This is a genomic window from Paenibacillus mucilaginosus 3016, assembly GCF_000250655.1.
In the GTDB taxonomy this organism is placed as follows: domain Bacteria; phylum Bacillota; class Bacilli; order Paenibacillales; family NBRC-103111; genus Paenibacillus_G; species Paenibacillus_G mucilaginosus.
Map to the genome: position 1 here is coordinate 3341778 of NC_016935.1, position 13395 is coordinate 3355172.

The window sequence follows — 13395 nt, forward strand, 5'->3', positions numbered from 1 at the left end:
GAGCCCTTACGCTCCGCCGGTTCGCGAAACACAGGAGGAACGCGCATGGCTACGCCGAGTATGGAAGATTACTTAGAGAAGATTTATAAATTGATTGATGAAAAAGGCTACGCCCGCGTATCCGACATTGCGGAAGGGCTGGAGGTTCATCCTTCTTCCGTGACGAAGATGATCCAGAAGCTGGATAAGGATAACTATCTCATCTATGAGAAATACCGTGGACTCGTACTTACCTCCAAGGGCCAGAAGGTCGGCAAGCGGCTGGTGGACAGGCATCAGCTCCTTGAAGAATTCCTGACGCTGATCGGCGTCTCTGAGGAGAACATATACAAAGATGTGGAAGGCATAGAGCACCATCTCAGCTGGGACTCCATTACCTGCATCGAAACGCTGCTGGAGTATTTCAAGCAGGACCCTTCCCGCGGCGAGGCGCTGCTGCAGATCAAGAAGGAAATCGAGGAAACGTCGAATTAAAGAGCATCCGGCTGTTGGCCGGGTGTTCTTTTTTTATGGCTTGAAGGCTGTGGATGGTGCTCTCCGCATAACGTCCAGGCCCTCCCGCATACATAATGGTAAGCATGGTCTGCCGTCGGCAGCAGGGGAGTGGTGCGGATGAAAATTAATGCCGTCTTCGAAGGGGGAGGCGTCAAGGGGATCGGCCTGGCGGGAGCTGTCGCGGCCGTCGAACAGCTGGGGTACGAATTCAACCAGGTGGCGGGCACCTCCTCCGGTTCGATCGTCGCCTCGCTGGTAGCCGCGGGCTACCGGGCCGGCGAGCTGAAGGAAGTCATCGAGGGAACTCCATTCCGTTCCTTCCTGCACCGGGCTCCCGTTTTCAATTTGAAGTGGGTGGGTCCGCTTACGCGGCTCTTCGTCAAGCAGGGGCTGTATTCCGGAGACCGGCTTGAACACTGGATTTACCAGCTGCTCCTGGCGAAGGGAATCCGGACGTTCGGCGATCTGGAGAAGGATCAGCTGCGGATTATTGCATCGGACATTTCGGGGCGCAGGCTGCTGGTCCTCCCGGACGATATTGCGCATTACGGCATTGATCCCCGCCGCTTCCTGGTGGCGAAGGCGGTGCGGATGAGCAGCGCCATTCCCTATTTTTTCGATCCGGTCATCATCCGGAAGAAAGCCGCGGCCCGAAAGCCCGGCGAGAGCTTCGCCGACGGATTCATCTTCATTGTCGACGGGGCGCTGCTCAGCAACTTCCCGCTGTGGATCTTCGACCGGATGGAAGCCTCGGCTGCCGCTTCGCGTCAGATCATTCCGACCATCGGCTTTCAGCTGGTCGGCCGCGGGGCAGGGGTGCCGAACCGGATCCGGGGACCGGTGACGATGATGCGCGCCTTGTTCTCGACGATGCTGGATGCGCATGACGAGCGGTACATCCAGGAGCAGAACCGGTTCCGAACGGTCAAGATCCCGACCCTTGGCGTGTCGGTGACGGACTTCGACTTGACGGACCGCCAAAGCCAGGAGCTCTACGATTCCGGGCACCGGGCGGCCTTGTCCTTCTTCCAGAAGTGGAAGCTCGACGAATACAAGCAGCACTGGACCAAGTTTTATCCGCGAGCGGACTCCCCTTCCGGACCGGGGAACCATCCGGCGGCAGAGGAGCCGAAGACCATTGTGCGGGTGTAAGGGACGGATCCGCTCAAGACGGCCCCTGCAGCAGGAAGCCCGTCCGGCGCAAAGGGAGAGGCGGGTGCGGGAATTCGAGCAAGCCAAAGAGCCGGGCGGCGCCGCCCGGCTCTTTGGCTTGCTGTATCGTGAAAGGCAAATCAGGCTTAATGATATTTCGGCGGTTCATCTCCATCGGGCTTGCTTCCCTGGATGACCCGGAACTTGGCGTTCTTCCGCTTCGGTCCCTTGGCGGGACGCGCACCGTAGCCGCGGGACTTGCCCCAGCGGTTCGGAGGGAACTTGTAGAGAAGGAAGATACCGCCGAACACGATCAAGGGAACGAGGATGCCCCGGGGATTCGACAGCAGGTTCACCAGGATCCCCACGCCGATAAGCCCAAAAACGATGTAAGCTGCTGTGTTGCCGCGATTTCTCATGATCTGACCTCCCTCGCAGATACGGACTGCCGCTGAAGTTACATTTGTTTGTCGAGCTCTCTCATCCTGTTGAACGATGCAATCGAGACTTCCACCTGCGCATCATCCGGCTCTTTGGTTGTCAGCAGCTGCAGCCAAAGTCCCGGATAGCCTAGATAGCGGAGCACAGGCACTTCACGGAGCGAATTGGTGAAGCGCAGCACCTCGTAGGATACCCCGATGACGAGCGGCAGCAGCGCAAGGCGCAGAACAATCCGTTCGACGAGCGAGTCGTATTCGAAGAAGGAGTAGATGACGACCCCGATCAGCACCGTGAAAACAATGAATGAGGAGCCGCACCGGTAATGCAGTGTATTGAATTTCTGCACGTTGGCCACTGTCAGCTCGAGTCCCGCCTCATAGGCCGAGATCACTTTGTGCTCCGCTCCGTGATACTGGAACAGCCGCTTGATCATTGGGGTGAGGGAGATGAAGTAGATGTAGCCGACGAGCAGAATGATTTTGATCAGTCCTTCGATCAGGTTATGGCCGATCTGATTCTCGAACATCCGGCCGAACAGCAGATCTTCAATGATCGGCGGGATTAAAGTGAACACGAACTTGCCGAAGAGAAAGGAGAGAACCCCGACGACCGCGACACCTAGAATCATCGAGAGCCGGCTGGCCAGCGTTTCCTTCTGTTCTTCCTTGGGCTCGCCTTCTTCCTCCGCGAACACCTCCGCCGAGAAATTCAGGTGCTGCGCACCTTTGGCACTGGCCTCGATAATGCCGACGAGGCCTCTGACCAGCGGAATGCGCTTGAGGCTCTGCACCCAAGGGATCTCCTTCTTCGGCACCTCGAGGTATTGAATGGTGTTATCCTTGCGGCGTACGGCCGTTACGTGAACTTTCTGGCCGGCGAACATCACGCCTTCGATGACTGCCTGCCCGCCGTAGATGGCGGTGGGGCACTGCTTATCCGACAATATCAATGCACCTTCTTCTACATGGTTGAGTATGGATTGAATGAGTCTTTACAGCTTATTGTAACGAATCCCGTGGCATATTGCCACTTTGTTTACCGAGATCCTTTTTGCACATACTAAGGACGATTCCACCATGCAGGAGGTTGCTGAGAATGGACCATCGCTTCCATAAAAAACACCGCACGAACAAATGGTTCTTCGCTGCCTACATCGGCTTTTTCGCCGGAGTGATCTGGGGCGGACTGAAGCTGCTCGAGCATTATTTTCATTTTACGTCGCTGACCCCGAGCTTTCTCGTAGAGCCTTTCTTTCTTCATTCGTTCCTCTTCACCTGGATCGGAACGCTGATCGGCTGGGGGGCGTTCATCGGGCTCTCGGTTGCGGCGTCGCTCATCTACGCGCTCGTGCTGTCCAAATTCCAGGGACCGTGGTACGGCATGGCTTACGGCTTGGCATGGTGGGGAGCCCTCTATCTGCTGATCGGCCCGCTGATCGGGATGATGCCCTGGATTCTGAGGCTGGACCTGAACACGATTCTGACGGACGTCTCGCTGTTCGCACTCTGGGGCCTGTTCATCGGCTATTCCATCGCCTTCGAATTTACGGACGAGCGGGCTAGAGAACCGATCACCAAGCGCCGCAAGCTGGCTTAGGAAGGCAGAGAAGCCCGCTGCGCCTCCTGCTCCGAACTTAAGAACTTCTCAAACCTGCTTTGTTTATGGTAAAATGGGGAAGTATGTCTGTTTTCTTAAGTGGGAGGCGTATGGAGTGAAGCAGATTCTGGTATTGAACGGACCGAATCTCAACATGCTTGGTGTCCGCGAGCCCGGAGTTTATGGCACGCTGACCCTGGAGGCGATCGAACAGCGCCTCGCCGGCCTGGCCGCGGAGCTTGGCGTGGAGATCGAATGCGCCCAGTCGAATCATGAGGGCGTTCTCATCGACAGGATTCATGCAGCCTTCGGTACGAAGGACGGCATACTGATCAACCCTGGCGCCTTCACGCATTACAGCTATGCGCTGCGTGATGCGGTTGCTTCCGTGGGGCTGCCGACGGTTGAAGTACATATCTCGAATATTCACCGCAGGGAAGCGTTCCGCCATGTCTCGGTGATCGCCCCGGTCGCCGTCGGACAGATCGCCGGCTTCGGTGCGGACAGCTATGAGCTCGGCCTGCGGGCGCTCGTTCGACACTTAGAGGGTTCGGAGGGATAAGGATGGCACTGGATAGAGTTCACCGGCTGCGGGAGCTTCTTGACGAGAAGGGCATTCCCGCGCTGTTCATCACGAACGCGACGAACCGGACTTATATGACCGGCTTCACGGGCTCTTCAGGGTATGTGCTCATCACCGCGACTCGGGCGGTGCTGCTCACGGATTTCCGCTACATGACCCAGGCTCCTCAGCAGGCGCCGGGCTATGAGGTGGTCGAGCATGCGCCGAAGGTGGCGGAGACGGTGAAGGACATTCTGGCGCGGGAAGGCATTAGCCGGCTGGGGTTTGAAGCCTCGGACCTCTCGTTCTCGGCTTACCGCTCTTATGCGGAGGGACTGAGTCCCGTGGAGCTGCTGCCGACCGAAGGGCTGGTGGAGACGCTGCGGATGGTGAAGGATGAAGGGGAGCTTGCGGTGATGCAGGAAGCGGCCGATCTGGCCGACCGCACCTTCACGCATATTCTGGACTTCCTGAAGCCCGGCGTCAAAGAACTGGATATCGCCCTCGAGATCGAGATGTTCGTCCGCCGAAACGGGGCGGCGTCCACCTCGTTCGAGACGATTGTGGCCTCGGGCGAGCGTTCGGCCCTGCCGCACGGCAAGGCCAGCGAGAAGCTTATCGGCAATAACGAGTTCGTCAAGCTCGATTATGGCGCGTATTACAAAGGCTACTGCTCCGACATCACCCGTACGGTCGTGCTGGGAACCCCGTCCGACAAGCACCGGGAGATCTACGGCATTGTGCTCGAAGCCCAGATGGCCGCGCTTGAAGCGATCCGTCCCGGCATGACCGGGCGCGAAGCGGATGCGGTGGCGAGGGACATCATCACGAAGTACGGCTATGGCGACCATTTTGGTCACGGCCTCGGTCACGGCCTCGGCATGGAAGTGCATGAGTCGCCCCGGCTCTCGAAGCTCGGCGACACCGTACTGAAGCCCGGCATGACGGTCACCGTAGAGCCGGGAATTTATCTGCCCGGATTCGGCGGCGTCCGGATTGAAGACGATATCGTCATTACGGACCAGGGCAACCGTAGATTAACGCATTCAGATAAGGACCTGATTGTGCTATCATAAGTTTGCTGACCGTTTGTCCGGCGACCCGCCGGACAGGCCGGCAGCCTGGCAGCCAGGAGGAAAGGACGGGAGACCGTTCTCCGTACGAAATGGCATGCCACCAATTTAGGGAGGGTTTTTAAGTGATTTCAGTTAACGATTTTAAGACAGGCCTGACAATCGAAGTAGACGGAGACCTCTTCACGGTCATCGATTTCCAGCACGTTAAACCGGGCAAAGGCGCGGCGTTCGTCCGCTCCAAGCTGAAGAACCTGCGCAACGGCAACACCGTTGAGCGTACCTTCCGCGCAGGCGAGAACGTAGCCCGCGCCCATATCGAGAACCGTCAAATGCAGTACCTGTATGCGGCAGGCAGCGAGCATACGTTCATGGATACCGAAACGTTCGACCAGATCAACCTCGAAGAGAAGCAGATCAAGTGGGAGCTGAACTTCCTGCGCGAGAACATGAACATCAACATCATGAGCTACCAGGGCGAGATCCTCGGGATCAACATCCCGAACAGCGTAGAGCTCAAAGTCATCGAAACCGAGCCGGGCGTTAAAGGCAACACGGCTCAAGGCGCTACGAAGAAGGCGAAAGTGGAAACCGGCTTCGAAGTGAACGTGCCGCTCTTCATCAACGAAGGCGACGTGCTTCTGATCGATACACGTGAAGGCGACTATATCTCCCGCGCTTAAGAATTCGACACATAACGACAAGACTCTCTTTTCCTCTTTGGAAAAGGAGTCTTTTTTTGTAGTTTTATTCAAAATAATGGTTGATTTCCTAGATATTCTGTCCTATAATGAGGCTATAGTCATAACATACAAAATATTCCAACACAAGAAGAGTAAAGGAGATTTTGCAACATGATGCTACATTCCGTCCCCCTCTCCAGACAGGTTGATATGGTATTTACACAATTGAGAGAGGAACTGGAGCATTTGGATTCGGGAACCGTGTTTATGCAAATTCGCAACGATGTAGTAGGAAAGTTCGGGATCAGGCACTTTCCGCTGGAGAGCCGGGGGGCCGAGCTCAAGAAGATCGAGAAGGGATTGTCGGAGACCCAGCAGATCTCCTTCCGCCAGACGGCACAGGAATCCCTGAAGTACAAGCGCTGGACGCATGGAGAAATTCAATTTGAATTTGCCACGATGCAGGACACGCTCTGCACTTCGATTACGTTTGAGTCGAACTATAATATGGCGTCTATGGTGAATGAATCGTCCCACAGGTACAGATAAATTGTTGTACAGGTGTTCTTAATAAAGAATGACATGGAGGGCCTCCGCGTGATGCGGAGGCCTTTTTATTTTCGGAGGGAGGCATTGATGCATGCTCCGGGTCATCATCGATAATATAGAAAGAGGAACCGCAGGAGGAGTGCTGTTTTTTTGCTCTTCCTTGGGTTATAATGGCGGAACTACGAACAACAGGGCTGAGGTGAGCGGAATGAACGCAGGCCATCCGGAGCTGGGAACCAAGCATGACCAGCTCATGAAATATATCGAGTCGCTCAGCGTCGGGACGAAGCTCTCCGTGCGGCAGATTGCCCAGGATCTCGATGTCAGCGAGGGTACGGCGTACCGGGCGATCAAGGAAGCGGAGAATCTGGGGCTGGTCACCACCAAACGGCGGATCGGCACGATCCGGACCGAGAAGAAGGAGGAGCCCCTCATCGACGAGCTCACCTTCGCCGAGATCGTGAAGGTCGTCGAAGGCGTGGTGCTCGGCGGATCGGAGGGCATCCTGAAGTCGCTGAACAAATTTGTAATCGGTGCCATGCAGCTCGAAGCGATGCTGAAGTACATTGAGCCGGGCAACCTCCTCATCGTCGGCAACCGGGTACAGGCGCATATGTGCGCATTGAGCCAGGGAGCCGGCGTGCTTATTACCGGCGGATTCGATACGACCCCCGAAGTGAAGAAGCTCGCGGACGACCTGCGGCTGCCGATTATCGGCACGGCGTATGATACGTTCACCGTGGCGACGATGATCAACCGCGCGATGGAAGACCGGCTGATCAAGAAGAAGATCATGAGTGTGGAGGACATCATCCGCAAGGATACGCCCGTCTACTCGCTGAAGGCGGAAGACCCGGTCAGCGAGATGCAGCGCCTCGTGGAAGAGACGACGCACACCCGCTACCCGGTCGTCGACGAAGACATGCGGCCGATCGGCATCATCACCACGAAGGATATCATCGGGGCGGCGCCGGAGCAGCAGGTCGGCTCCCTGATGACGCCGAATCCTCTGCTCATCAACGTGAAGACGTCGGTCGCCTCGGCCGGCCATACGATGGTCTGGGAGGGCATCGAGCTGCTGCCGGTCATTGACGGGGACCGCCGGATGATCGGGGTCATCTCCCGCAAGGACGTGATGAAGGCGATGCAGTACATGCAGCGCCAGCCGCAGAATGCCGAGACCTTCGAGGTGCAGATCTGTGCGGGCATCGAAGAGCGGAGGGACGGCGAAGGGAACCTGATCTTCCGCGGGGTGATCACGCCGCAGATGACGAACTTCGAGGGCATGGTCTCCGAAGGCATGCTGAGCACCCTGATGGTCCGCGCCGCTTACCGCACCGTACAGGACCAGAAGAAAGGCGACCTTATCATCGACAGCTCTTCGACGTACTACCTGGTTCCGCTGCAGATCGACGATGTCATCGAGATTGTGCCGTCCATTGTGGAGATGAGCCGCCGCTTTTGCAAAATCGACATGGACATCCGCACCGGAGGAACCCGGGTGGCCCGCTCCATGTTCACCGCAAGAATCATATAGCAGGTCAGCGGTGGTTTCGATGCCATCCGCCGATTGGGCCGTCCTACAGGGCGGCTTTTTGGCGTGGAAAGAAAAGGACCGGGTGTGCCGGAAGCGGCAGGGATTTCTAGGATTTTACAAGAAGAAAGGAATATTTTATGATGGAGAGGAATGGTAGATTACTAGGAAATGGGTGATTAACGGGCTGCGCTTTCGTGCGGACGCTCTGGAATGCCGGTGAGGAAGCTCGCGCATTATGGCAGGCTCATCACCAAGCTCTGCAGCGGGTAAGCCTGGTTTTGCCTCAAGAAAGGATGCAGCGCTTGAAATGGCTCCGCTTTCTTTACGTCCGGTGCTCGGACTGCTTGGCGGTCTGTCCGGGGTTTGCGTGATCGTGCACCTGCTGGCCACCCCGCAGACGTACTACAATTTTCTGATCTGGAACCTGTTCCTTGCCTGGCTGCCATTCCTCTTTTCCACGGCGGCGCTCGCATTGAACGGACGGCGGAGGCTGGGGCCCGCCGGCCTCTTCGCGCTCGGGATCCTGGGGGTGGCCTGGCTTCTGCTCCTGCCCAACAGCCCTTATGTTCTTACGGATCTGATCCACCTCACGGTCCGCAGGGAACTGTATACCGAAGCCGGTCGTCTTGTGCTGACCTACTGGACGGATTTTTTGCTGATTTTCACCTTTGCCTGGACGGGGATCATTCTGGGCATGCTCTCGCTCTATCAATTTCAGTACATCATCTTTACCCGGACGAACATGGCCGTCTCCTGGCTGTTCGCTGCGCTGGCTTCGCTGCTGTCCGGGTACGGCATTCTGCTCGGCAGGGAATACCGGCTGAACTCCTGGGACGTGCTGGGGAAGCCATCGGCCGTGCTTGATATCGTAAGCGATACGCTGGAGCCGTCTTCGATCATCGTATGCCTGTTCTTCGGTACGGTCCTTCTGATGATGTATGCGACGGTTCATACACTGCTCGGACTGGCCGCCCGGGATTCGCGGTCATGGCCGTATTGAAACGGCAGCCAAGCCGGGCGTCCAATTGAGGAGGAAATGCATTGAGATTCAAGAGCGGTGTAAGAGGCATCATCTTTGATATGGACAACACGCTGCTCTCATCCCGGATCGACTTCGCCGCCATGAAGGGGGACGTGTACAAGGCGCTGCTCGAGCTGGGAGGGCTCCCGGAGCCCGTTGTCCTGGAGGAGCATACGACGGCGACGCTCATTGGTCTCGCCAAGGAGAGCGGTCTGGCGGACGGGCCGCTAACCGCGATCTGGACCCTCGTGGCGGAGCACGAGCTGCGGGGAATGGAAGGCGCGGGGCTGGAGCCCGGGGCGGCCGAGATGCTGAAGCGGCTGCACGGCCGTCTTCCGCTCACCGTGGTCACCAATAACGCGGAGCCGGCAGCCGCGGCAGCCCTGGAGCAGACGGGGATCGCTCGTTATATCGATCTGCTCGTCGGGAGGGAAGGGATGGACGCGCTGAAGCCCTCGCCCTCCGGCTTCCTGTCGGTGCTCGGCAGGTACCCGGGGATTCCGGCAGCGGAGTGGGTGTCGCTCGGCGACTCCTGGATTGACGGGAAGGCGGCGATGGGAGCGGGCGTTCCTTTCGTGAGCTACGGCAGTCCGGCGGGAGCCATGGAAGCCCGGGGCGTACGCACGGCCGGCAGGATCCTGCACCTGGACGAGTGGATTCCGTGGCTGGAGAAGGCCCGCCTGCCGCAGCCGGACGGCCGGCGATCGGACTCGCCTGAGTGAGGGCAGCGGGAAGCCGCTGAAGTTTCAAAAGGAGGAGAGCATGGGTAAAATCATTAGAAACGCTCTGCTGTTCACAGCAGGCATTCACGTACTGTTTTTTGCTTATCAAATCCTGCATGGGATGTATCTCACCTACACTTACGTGCCGGATATCGTCGACGCGTATTCTTCTGCCGGCGCTATGGGGCAGAAGGTCAGCTTCGGCAGGCAGCCCGCCTTCTCCGGCTGGGATTACCTGTGGACGGTTCTGGGCGGTATGGTGCTTTACATGGCGGTAGTTCATCCGTTGCTGAACAGGCGCAGGAAATGAAAGTCCGTCTCTCTATCAGAGGGTGGAGGATCATAGCACTGCTGGCGCTTGCGGCCGGAATCCTATTCTATTACCGAAGCTACTTTTTCTTTGACGTATATATTGACATCACCCGTGCCGGTCCGGGGCCGTTCTCCGTCGGTGCGGTGCTGCTGTCCTTCGGGGCGGCCGTGGCGCTGACCTGGGGGCTGTTGTACCTGGGGTGCCTGAAGCGGCACGGCTGGACAGCGCTGCTGATGCTCGCTGTGCTGGCTGCACCCCCCGTGTACACGGGAGCGAAGCTGCTCGCCAACGGGGCGACGGCGCCGGACCCCGGGTTCTCGCTTGCACTGCACGAGGCCTTTACAGCTTTACACCGGGAAGCGGTGGCGGAAGGAACGACCGTGACGGTGGATTTCCGGAAGATGTCCGGGGACAGACCCTGGGAGCGCATGCTGATCTTCGGCCCTTACAGCTCGGGAGAGCAGGTGAACAAGGCGCTCGGCTTCCAGTGGACGCAAGAGGACTTCTTCACGTCTCACGAGAGAGACTATCGGATCCTGTTCGTACAAGGGGACAGGGTAGTTGGGGAGTTGGGCTTCGATGGGCTCATCCGCTCCTCTCCGAGTAAGTACAAGCCCGGAGAGGCCGTGTTCGAGCTGACGAACAAACCTGACCCTTACGGTGCGGGAGACCATCCTACGATATTCGAGCTGAGCCCGGCCCGGACGGGAGAGACATCATAGCATGCAGACAGGCGGAGTGCGCATAGGTATATAAAATTCCAGATATGCCGGGGTGAGAAGGATGGACATGGTCTTTGTGCTTCATGGCGAGTCGCAGCACTCGCTCCATCAGAATGGGCAGCAGATGAGGGACCCGGGGCTGACCGAGGCCGGGCGGAAGGAGGCCGAGCGGCTGCGGCAGCGCTACGAGCTGTCGCCGGCGGACGCCGTTCTGGCCGGGCCGACGGTGCGCATGCTCGAAACCGCCCAGCTTTGGACCCGTGGGGCGGAGTGCAAGCGGATGGTTCATCCGCTCGCCGGTCCCCGCCAGCATCCGGTAAGGTATGATTTTCGCACGCACCCCTGTGACGAGCCGCTGGACCCCTCGCGCATCCGCGCTGAGTACACCGATTGGCTGATGCCCGCCGATCTCCCCGAGCATCTGTGGCTGCAGGGCATCCACACGCTGCCCGGCCTCTTGTTTGCGCAGCAGGCGGACCGCTTCCTGCAGTGGTGCCGGCAGCTCGGCCAGCAGCGTGTGTTCATCGTCACCGATGCGGGCACTACGGATGCGTATATCGACCATATCCGCTCCCGCTGCTCGCGTGCGGAGGAGGCCTGCCGGGTGAACCCGGAAAGGGAGGATTGGCTTTTTTCGATTTCCGTCTGAGTCTTTCGACAATTTGCGATTTTTTTATTTCATGAGCGCAGGGGCATATGCTATAATCTCTTAATAGTTGTATAAGTTTGTTTAGGGAGTGAGCAGCTTTGTCTCTGATTGTAATGAAATTCGGCGGAAGCTCCGTAGGTACTCCGGAGCGGATGAAGCGCGTAGCCTCCCGGATCGTGGAGAGAAAGCGCGAAGGCCATCAATGCGTTGTCGTTGTATCCGCGATGGGGGATACGACCGACGAACTGATCGATCTGTCCAAGCAGATTGCGGATGGGAATCCTCCGGCACGCGAGATGGATATGCTGCTGACAACAGGCGAGCAGGTATCCGTGGCGCTGCTGTCCATGGCTATACATAGTTTGGGTGAGCCGGCCGTGTCGTTCACGGGCTGGCAGGCGGGGATGTACACCGAAGCCGTGCATGCCAAGGCACGGATTACCGACATCCAGCCGAAGCGCGTCCTTGCGGCGCTGGACGCAGGCCAGATCGTCATCGTGGCCGGCTTCCAGGGCATGAGCGAAGAGGGCGAGATCACGACGCTCGGCCGCGGCGGCTCCGATACGACGGCCGTGGCGCTGGCTGCTGCGATCAAGGCGGACGTCTGCGAGATTTTCACGGACGTCGACGGCGTATACTCGACCGACCCGCGTGTAGTGAAGTGCGCGAGGAAGCTCGGCGAGATCTCGTATGACGAGATGCTCGAGCTGGCCAACCTCGGCGCGGCGGTGCTCCACCCGAGAGCGGTGGAATACGCGAAGAATTACAACGTATCGCTGGTCGTGAGATCCAGCTTTAACCATAATGAAGGAACGTACGTGAAGGAGGAAGCGGCGATGGAACAAGGCATCGTAGTCCGGGGTATTGCCTACGATAAGAACGTGGCACGAATCAGTATTTTGGGTGTGGAAGAGAAACCGGGCCAGCTGGCCAAAGTATTCACGGCCCTGGCGAACGCCCAGGTCGATGTCGACATTATCGTACAGAGCGGTGTCCTGAACGGCCTCGCCGACTTCTCGTGCACAGTCTCCCTGGCGGACCGCGAAACGGCGCTGCAGGCGATCGAAGCGATCCGTCCGAGCGTAGGCTTCCGTGAAGTGACCTCCGAGATCAACCTCGTTAAGGTTTCCATCGTCGGTGCCGGCATGGTGTCCACGCCGGGTGTCGCCGCCAAGATGTTCGAGGTGATCTCGGATCTCGGCATCTCGATCCTGCTCGTGAGCACGTCCGAAATCAAGACCTCCTGCGTCATCGAGAACAGCCGCCTGAACGAAGTCATCAGCGCGCTGCACAGCGCTTACGGTCTCGATACGGAAGAAACCGCCTTTGTAGGCGGTCCGTCCGAGCGTCGTTAAGTTGTTGACAGGCGGGCGTCCAAGCCTGCTCCGGCTAACCGAGCTTCCCGAAGACATAAGTGAACACTTTCAGCAGGAAAGCGGTAATCCCGGCGGCCATCAGTGGTCCGACCGGGATTCCTTTTAGGAAGATGATACCGAAGATCGAACCGATGACAAGGCCCACAATCATTTGTGGGTCTATTTTTAGCAGCTCCAGCCCTTTGCCGTTCATGTAGGTAGCGATGGCTCCTCCGAGCAGAGCCAGGATGCCGGGCCACGTCGTGAACATCGAGGTCACATCCTTGATCGAGATGCGCTCGCTGGCGAACGGCACAAGCACGCCCATCGTCAGAAAAAGCAGCCCGAGCTCGAGTCCCCTCCGTTCGATGGAGGGAAGGTAGCGCTCCAGGCTGATCAGCTTGACGATGAGCAGCACGCAGGCCGCTGTAGTTATGATATGCGAGCGCCCGATCAGCCCGATGATGATCAGTGCAACCAGCAGAATGTCTCCATTCACCGCACCCCGCCCCTTGTCCTCGTGGA

Annotated in this window: 17 protein-coding genes; 14 read left to right on the forward strand and 3 right to left on the reverse strand. The window is 58.1% G+C overall.

Going from position 1 to position 13395, the window contains the following annotated elements:
• Nucleotides 1-45: 45 nt before the first annotated feature.
• A complete protein-coding gene (mntR, locus tag PM3016_RS14350; RefSeq protein WP_013916362.1) occupies nucleotides 46-474 on the forward strand; it encodes a transcriptional regulator MntR in 429 nt (142 codons plus the stop codon).
• Between the two features lie 138 nt (nucleotides 475-612).
• Nucleotides 613-1647: a patatin-like phospholipase family protein gene (locus PM3016_RS14355; protein WP_014369982.1), complete on the forward strand. Its 1035-nt coding sequence runs from the start codon at nucleotides 613-615 to the stop codon at nucleotides 1645-1647.
• 146 nt (nucleotides 1648-1793) lie between these two features.
• Here PM3016_RS14355 and PM3016_RS14360 read toward each other — a convergent pair whose 3' ends face one another.
• Both PM3016_RS14360 and PM3016_RS14365 read right to left on the reverse strand, forming a co-directional pair.
• The gene (locus PM3016_RS14360; RefSeq protein WP_013916365.1) at nucleotides 1794-2066 is read right to left on the reverse strand and encodes a hypothetical protein; all 273 of its coding nucleotides are present in this window, start codon (nucleotides 2064-2066) and stop codon (nucleotides 1794-1796) included.
• Nucleotides 2067-2104: 38 nt separating this feature from the next.
• Nucleotides 2105-3031 carry a DUF1385 domain-containing protein gene (locus PM3016_RS14365; RefSeq protein WP_013916366.1) on the reverse strand — a complete coding sequence of 309 codons (927 nt, stop codon included), beginning with the start codon at nucleotides 3029-3031 and terminating at the stop codon, nucleotides 2105-2107.
• Between the two features lie 152 nt (nucleotides 3032-3183).
• On the opposite strand from PM3016_RS14365, the gene PM3016_RS14370 reads away from it, so the two are divergent.
• The 12 genes from PM3016_RS14370 (at nucleotide 3184) to PM3016_RS14425 (ending at nucleotide 12870) form a co-directional block, all read left to right on the forward strand.
• Entirely contained in the window at nucleotides 3184-3684 is a 501-nt protein-coding gene (locus tag PM3016_RS14370; RefSeq protein WP_013916367.1) for a YqhR family membrane protein, read from the forward strand.
• 115 nt (nucleotides 3685-3799) lie between these two features.
• A complete protein-coding gene (gene aroQ / locus PM3016_RS14375) occupies nucleotides 3800-4246 on the forward strand; it encodes a type II 3-dehydroquinate dehydratase (protein WP_013916368.1) in 447 nt (148 codons plus the stop codon).
• 2 nt (nucleotides 4247-4248) lie between these two features.
• Nucleotides 4249-5322: a M24 family metallopeptidase gene (locus PM3016_RS14380; protein WP_014369983.1), complete on the forward strand. Its 1074-nt coding sequence runs from the start codon at nucleotides 4249-4251 to the stop codon at nucleotides 5320-5322.
• Nucleotides 5323-5444: 122 nt separating this feature from the next.
• Nucleotides 5445-6002 (forward strand): elongation factor P, encoded by a 558-nt coding sequence (efp, locus tag PM3016_RS14385; protein ID WP_014369984.1) that lies wholly within the window; start codon nucleotides 5445-5447, stop codon nucleotides 6000-6002.
• A gap of 171 nt (nucleotides 6003-6173) precedes the next feature.
• A complete protein-coding gene (locus tag PM3016_RS14390) occupies nucleotides 6174-6551 on the forward strand; it encodes a hypothetical protein (RefSeq protein WP_014369985.1) in 378 nt (125 codons plus the stop codon).
• A 208-nt stretch (nucleotides 6552-6759) separates the two neighbouring features.
• The gene (locus PM3016_RS14395; RefSeq protein ID WP_041617832.1) at nucleotides 6760-8088 is read left to right on the forward strand and encodes a DRTGG domain-containing protein; all 1329 of its coding nucleotides are present in this window, start codon (nucleotides 6760-6762) and stop codon (nucleotides 8086-8088) included.
• Nucleotides 8089-8395: 307 nt separating this feature from the next.
• Entirely contained in the window at nucleotides 8396-9088 is a 693-nt protein-coding gene (locus tag PM3016_RS14400) for a DUF1361 domain-containing protein (RefSeq protein WP_014369987.1), read from the forward strand.
• Between the two features lie 41 nt (nucleotides 9089-9129).
• The gene (locus tag PM3016_RS14405; RefSeq protein WP_014369988.1) at nucleotides 9130-9831 is read left to right on the forward strand and encodes an HAD family hydrolase; all 702 of its coding nucleotides are present in this window, start codon (nucleotides 9130-9132) and stop codon (nucleotides 9829-9831) included.
• A 40-nt stretch (nucleotides 9832-9871) separates the two neighbouring features.
• Nucleotides 9872-10141, forward strand: a complete 270-nt coding sequence (locus PM3016_RS14410) for a hypothetical protein (protein WP_013916377.1) — start codon at nucleotides 9872-9874, stop codon at nucleotides 10139-10141.
• Entirely contained in the window at nucleotides 10138-10866 is a 729-nt protein-coding gene (locus tag PM3016_RS14415; RefSeq protein WP_014369989.1) for a hypothetical protein, read from the forward strand. The genes PM3016_RS14410 and PM3016_RS14415 overlap by 4 nt, the downstream gene beginning before the upstream one ends.
• 67 nt (nucleotides 10867-10933) lie before the next feature.
• Nucleotides 10934-11515 carry a histidine phosphatase family protein gene (locus PM3016_RS14420; protein ID WP_013916379.1) on the forward strand — a complete coding sequence of 194 codons (582 nt, stop codon included), beginning with the start codon at nucleotides 10934-10936 and terminating at the stop codon, nucleotides 11513-11515.
• 98 nt (nucleotides 11516-11613) lie between these two features.
• Nucleotides 11614-12870 (forward strand): aspartate kinase, encoded by a 1257-nt coding sequence (locus PM3016_RS14425; RefSeq protein ID WP_014369990.1) that lies wholly within the window; start codon nucleotides 11614-11616, stop codon nucleotides 12868-12870.
• Nucleotides 12871-12904: 34 nt separating this feature from the next.
• Here the strand turns inward: PM3016_RS14425 and PM3016_RS14430 are convergent, their stop codons facing one another.
• On the reverse strand, nucleotides 12905-13369 hold the full coding sequence (locus PM3016_RS14430; protein WP_013916381.1) for a DUF441 domain-containing protein: 465 nt from the start codon (nucleotides 13367-13369) through the stop codon (nucleotides 12905-12907).
• Nucleotides 13370-13395 lie beyond the last annotated feature (26 nt).

What these genes read in the sequence shown, in the direction of transcription:
- PM3016_RS14370 (WP_013916367.1), top strand. Translation starts at nt 3,184, where the DNA reads ATGGACCATCGCTTCCATAAAAAACACCGCACGAACAAATGGTTCTTC.
- PM3016_RS14415 (WP_014369989.1), top strand. Translation starts at nt 10,138, where the DNA reads ATGAAAGTCCGTCTCTCTATCAGAGGGTGGAGGATCATAGCACTGCTG.
- mntR (WP_013916362.1), top strand. Translation starts at nt 46, where the DNA reads ATGGCTACGCCGAGTATGGAAGATTACTTAGAGAAGATTTATAAATTG.
- PM3016_RS14420 (WP_013916379.1), top strand. Translation starts at nt 10,934, where the DNA reads ATGGTCTTTGTGCTTCATGGCGAGTCGCAGCACTCGCTCCATCAGAAT.
- PM3016_RS14410 (WP_013916377.1), top strand. Translation starts at nt 9,872, where the DNA reads ATGGGTAAAATCATTAGAAACGCTCTGCTGTTCACAGCAGGCATTCAC.
- PM3016_RS14380 (WP_014369983.1), top strand. Translation starts at nt 4,249, where the DNA reads ATGGCACTGGATAGAGTTCACCGGCTGCGGGAGCTTCTTGACGAGAAG.
- PM3016_RS14395 (WP_041617832.1), top strand. Translation starts at nt 6,760, where the DNA reads ATGAACGCAGGCCATCCGGAGCTGGGAACCAAGCATGACCAGCTCATG.
- PM3016_RS14360 (WP_013916365.1), bottom strand. Translation starts at nt 2,066, where the DNA reads ATGAGAAATCGCGGCAACACAGCAGCTTACATCGTTTTTGGGCTTATC.
- PM3016_RS14355 (WP_014369982.1), top strand. Translation starts at nt 613, where the DNA reads ATGAAAATTAATGCCGTCTTCGAAGGGGGAGGCGTCAAGGGGATCGGC.
- PM3016_RS14400 (WP_014369987.1), top strand. Translation starts at nt 8,396, where the DNA reads ATGGCTCCGCTTTCTTTACGTCCGGTGCTCGGACTGCTTGGCGGTCTG.
- PM3016_RS14390 (WP_014369985.1), top strand. Translation starts at nt 6,174, where the DNA reads ATGATGCTACATTCCGTCCCCCTCTCCAGACAGGTTGATATGGTATTT.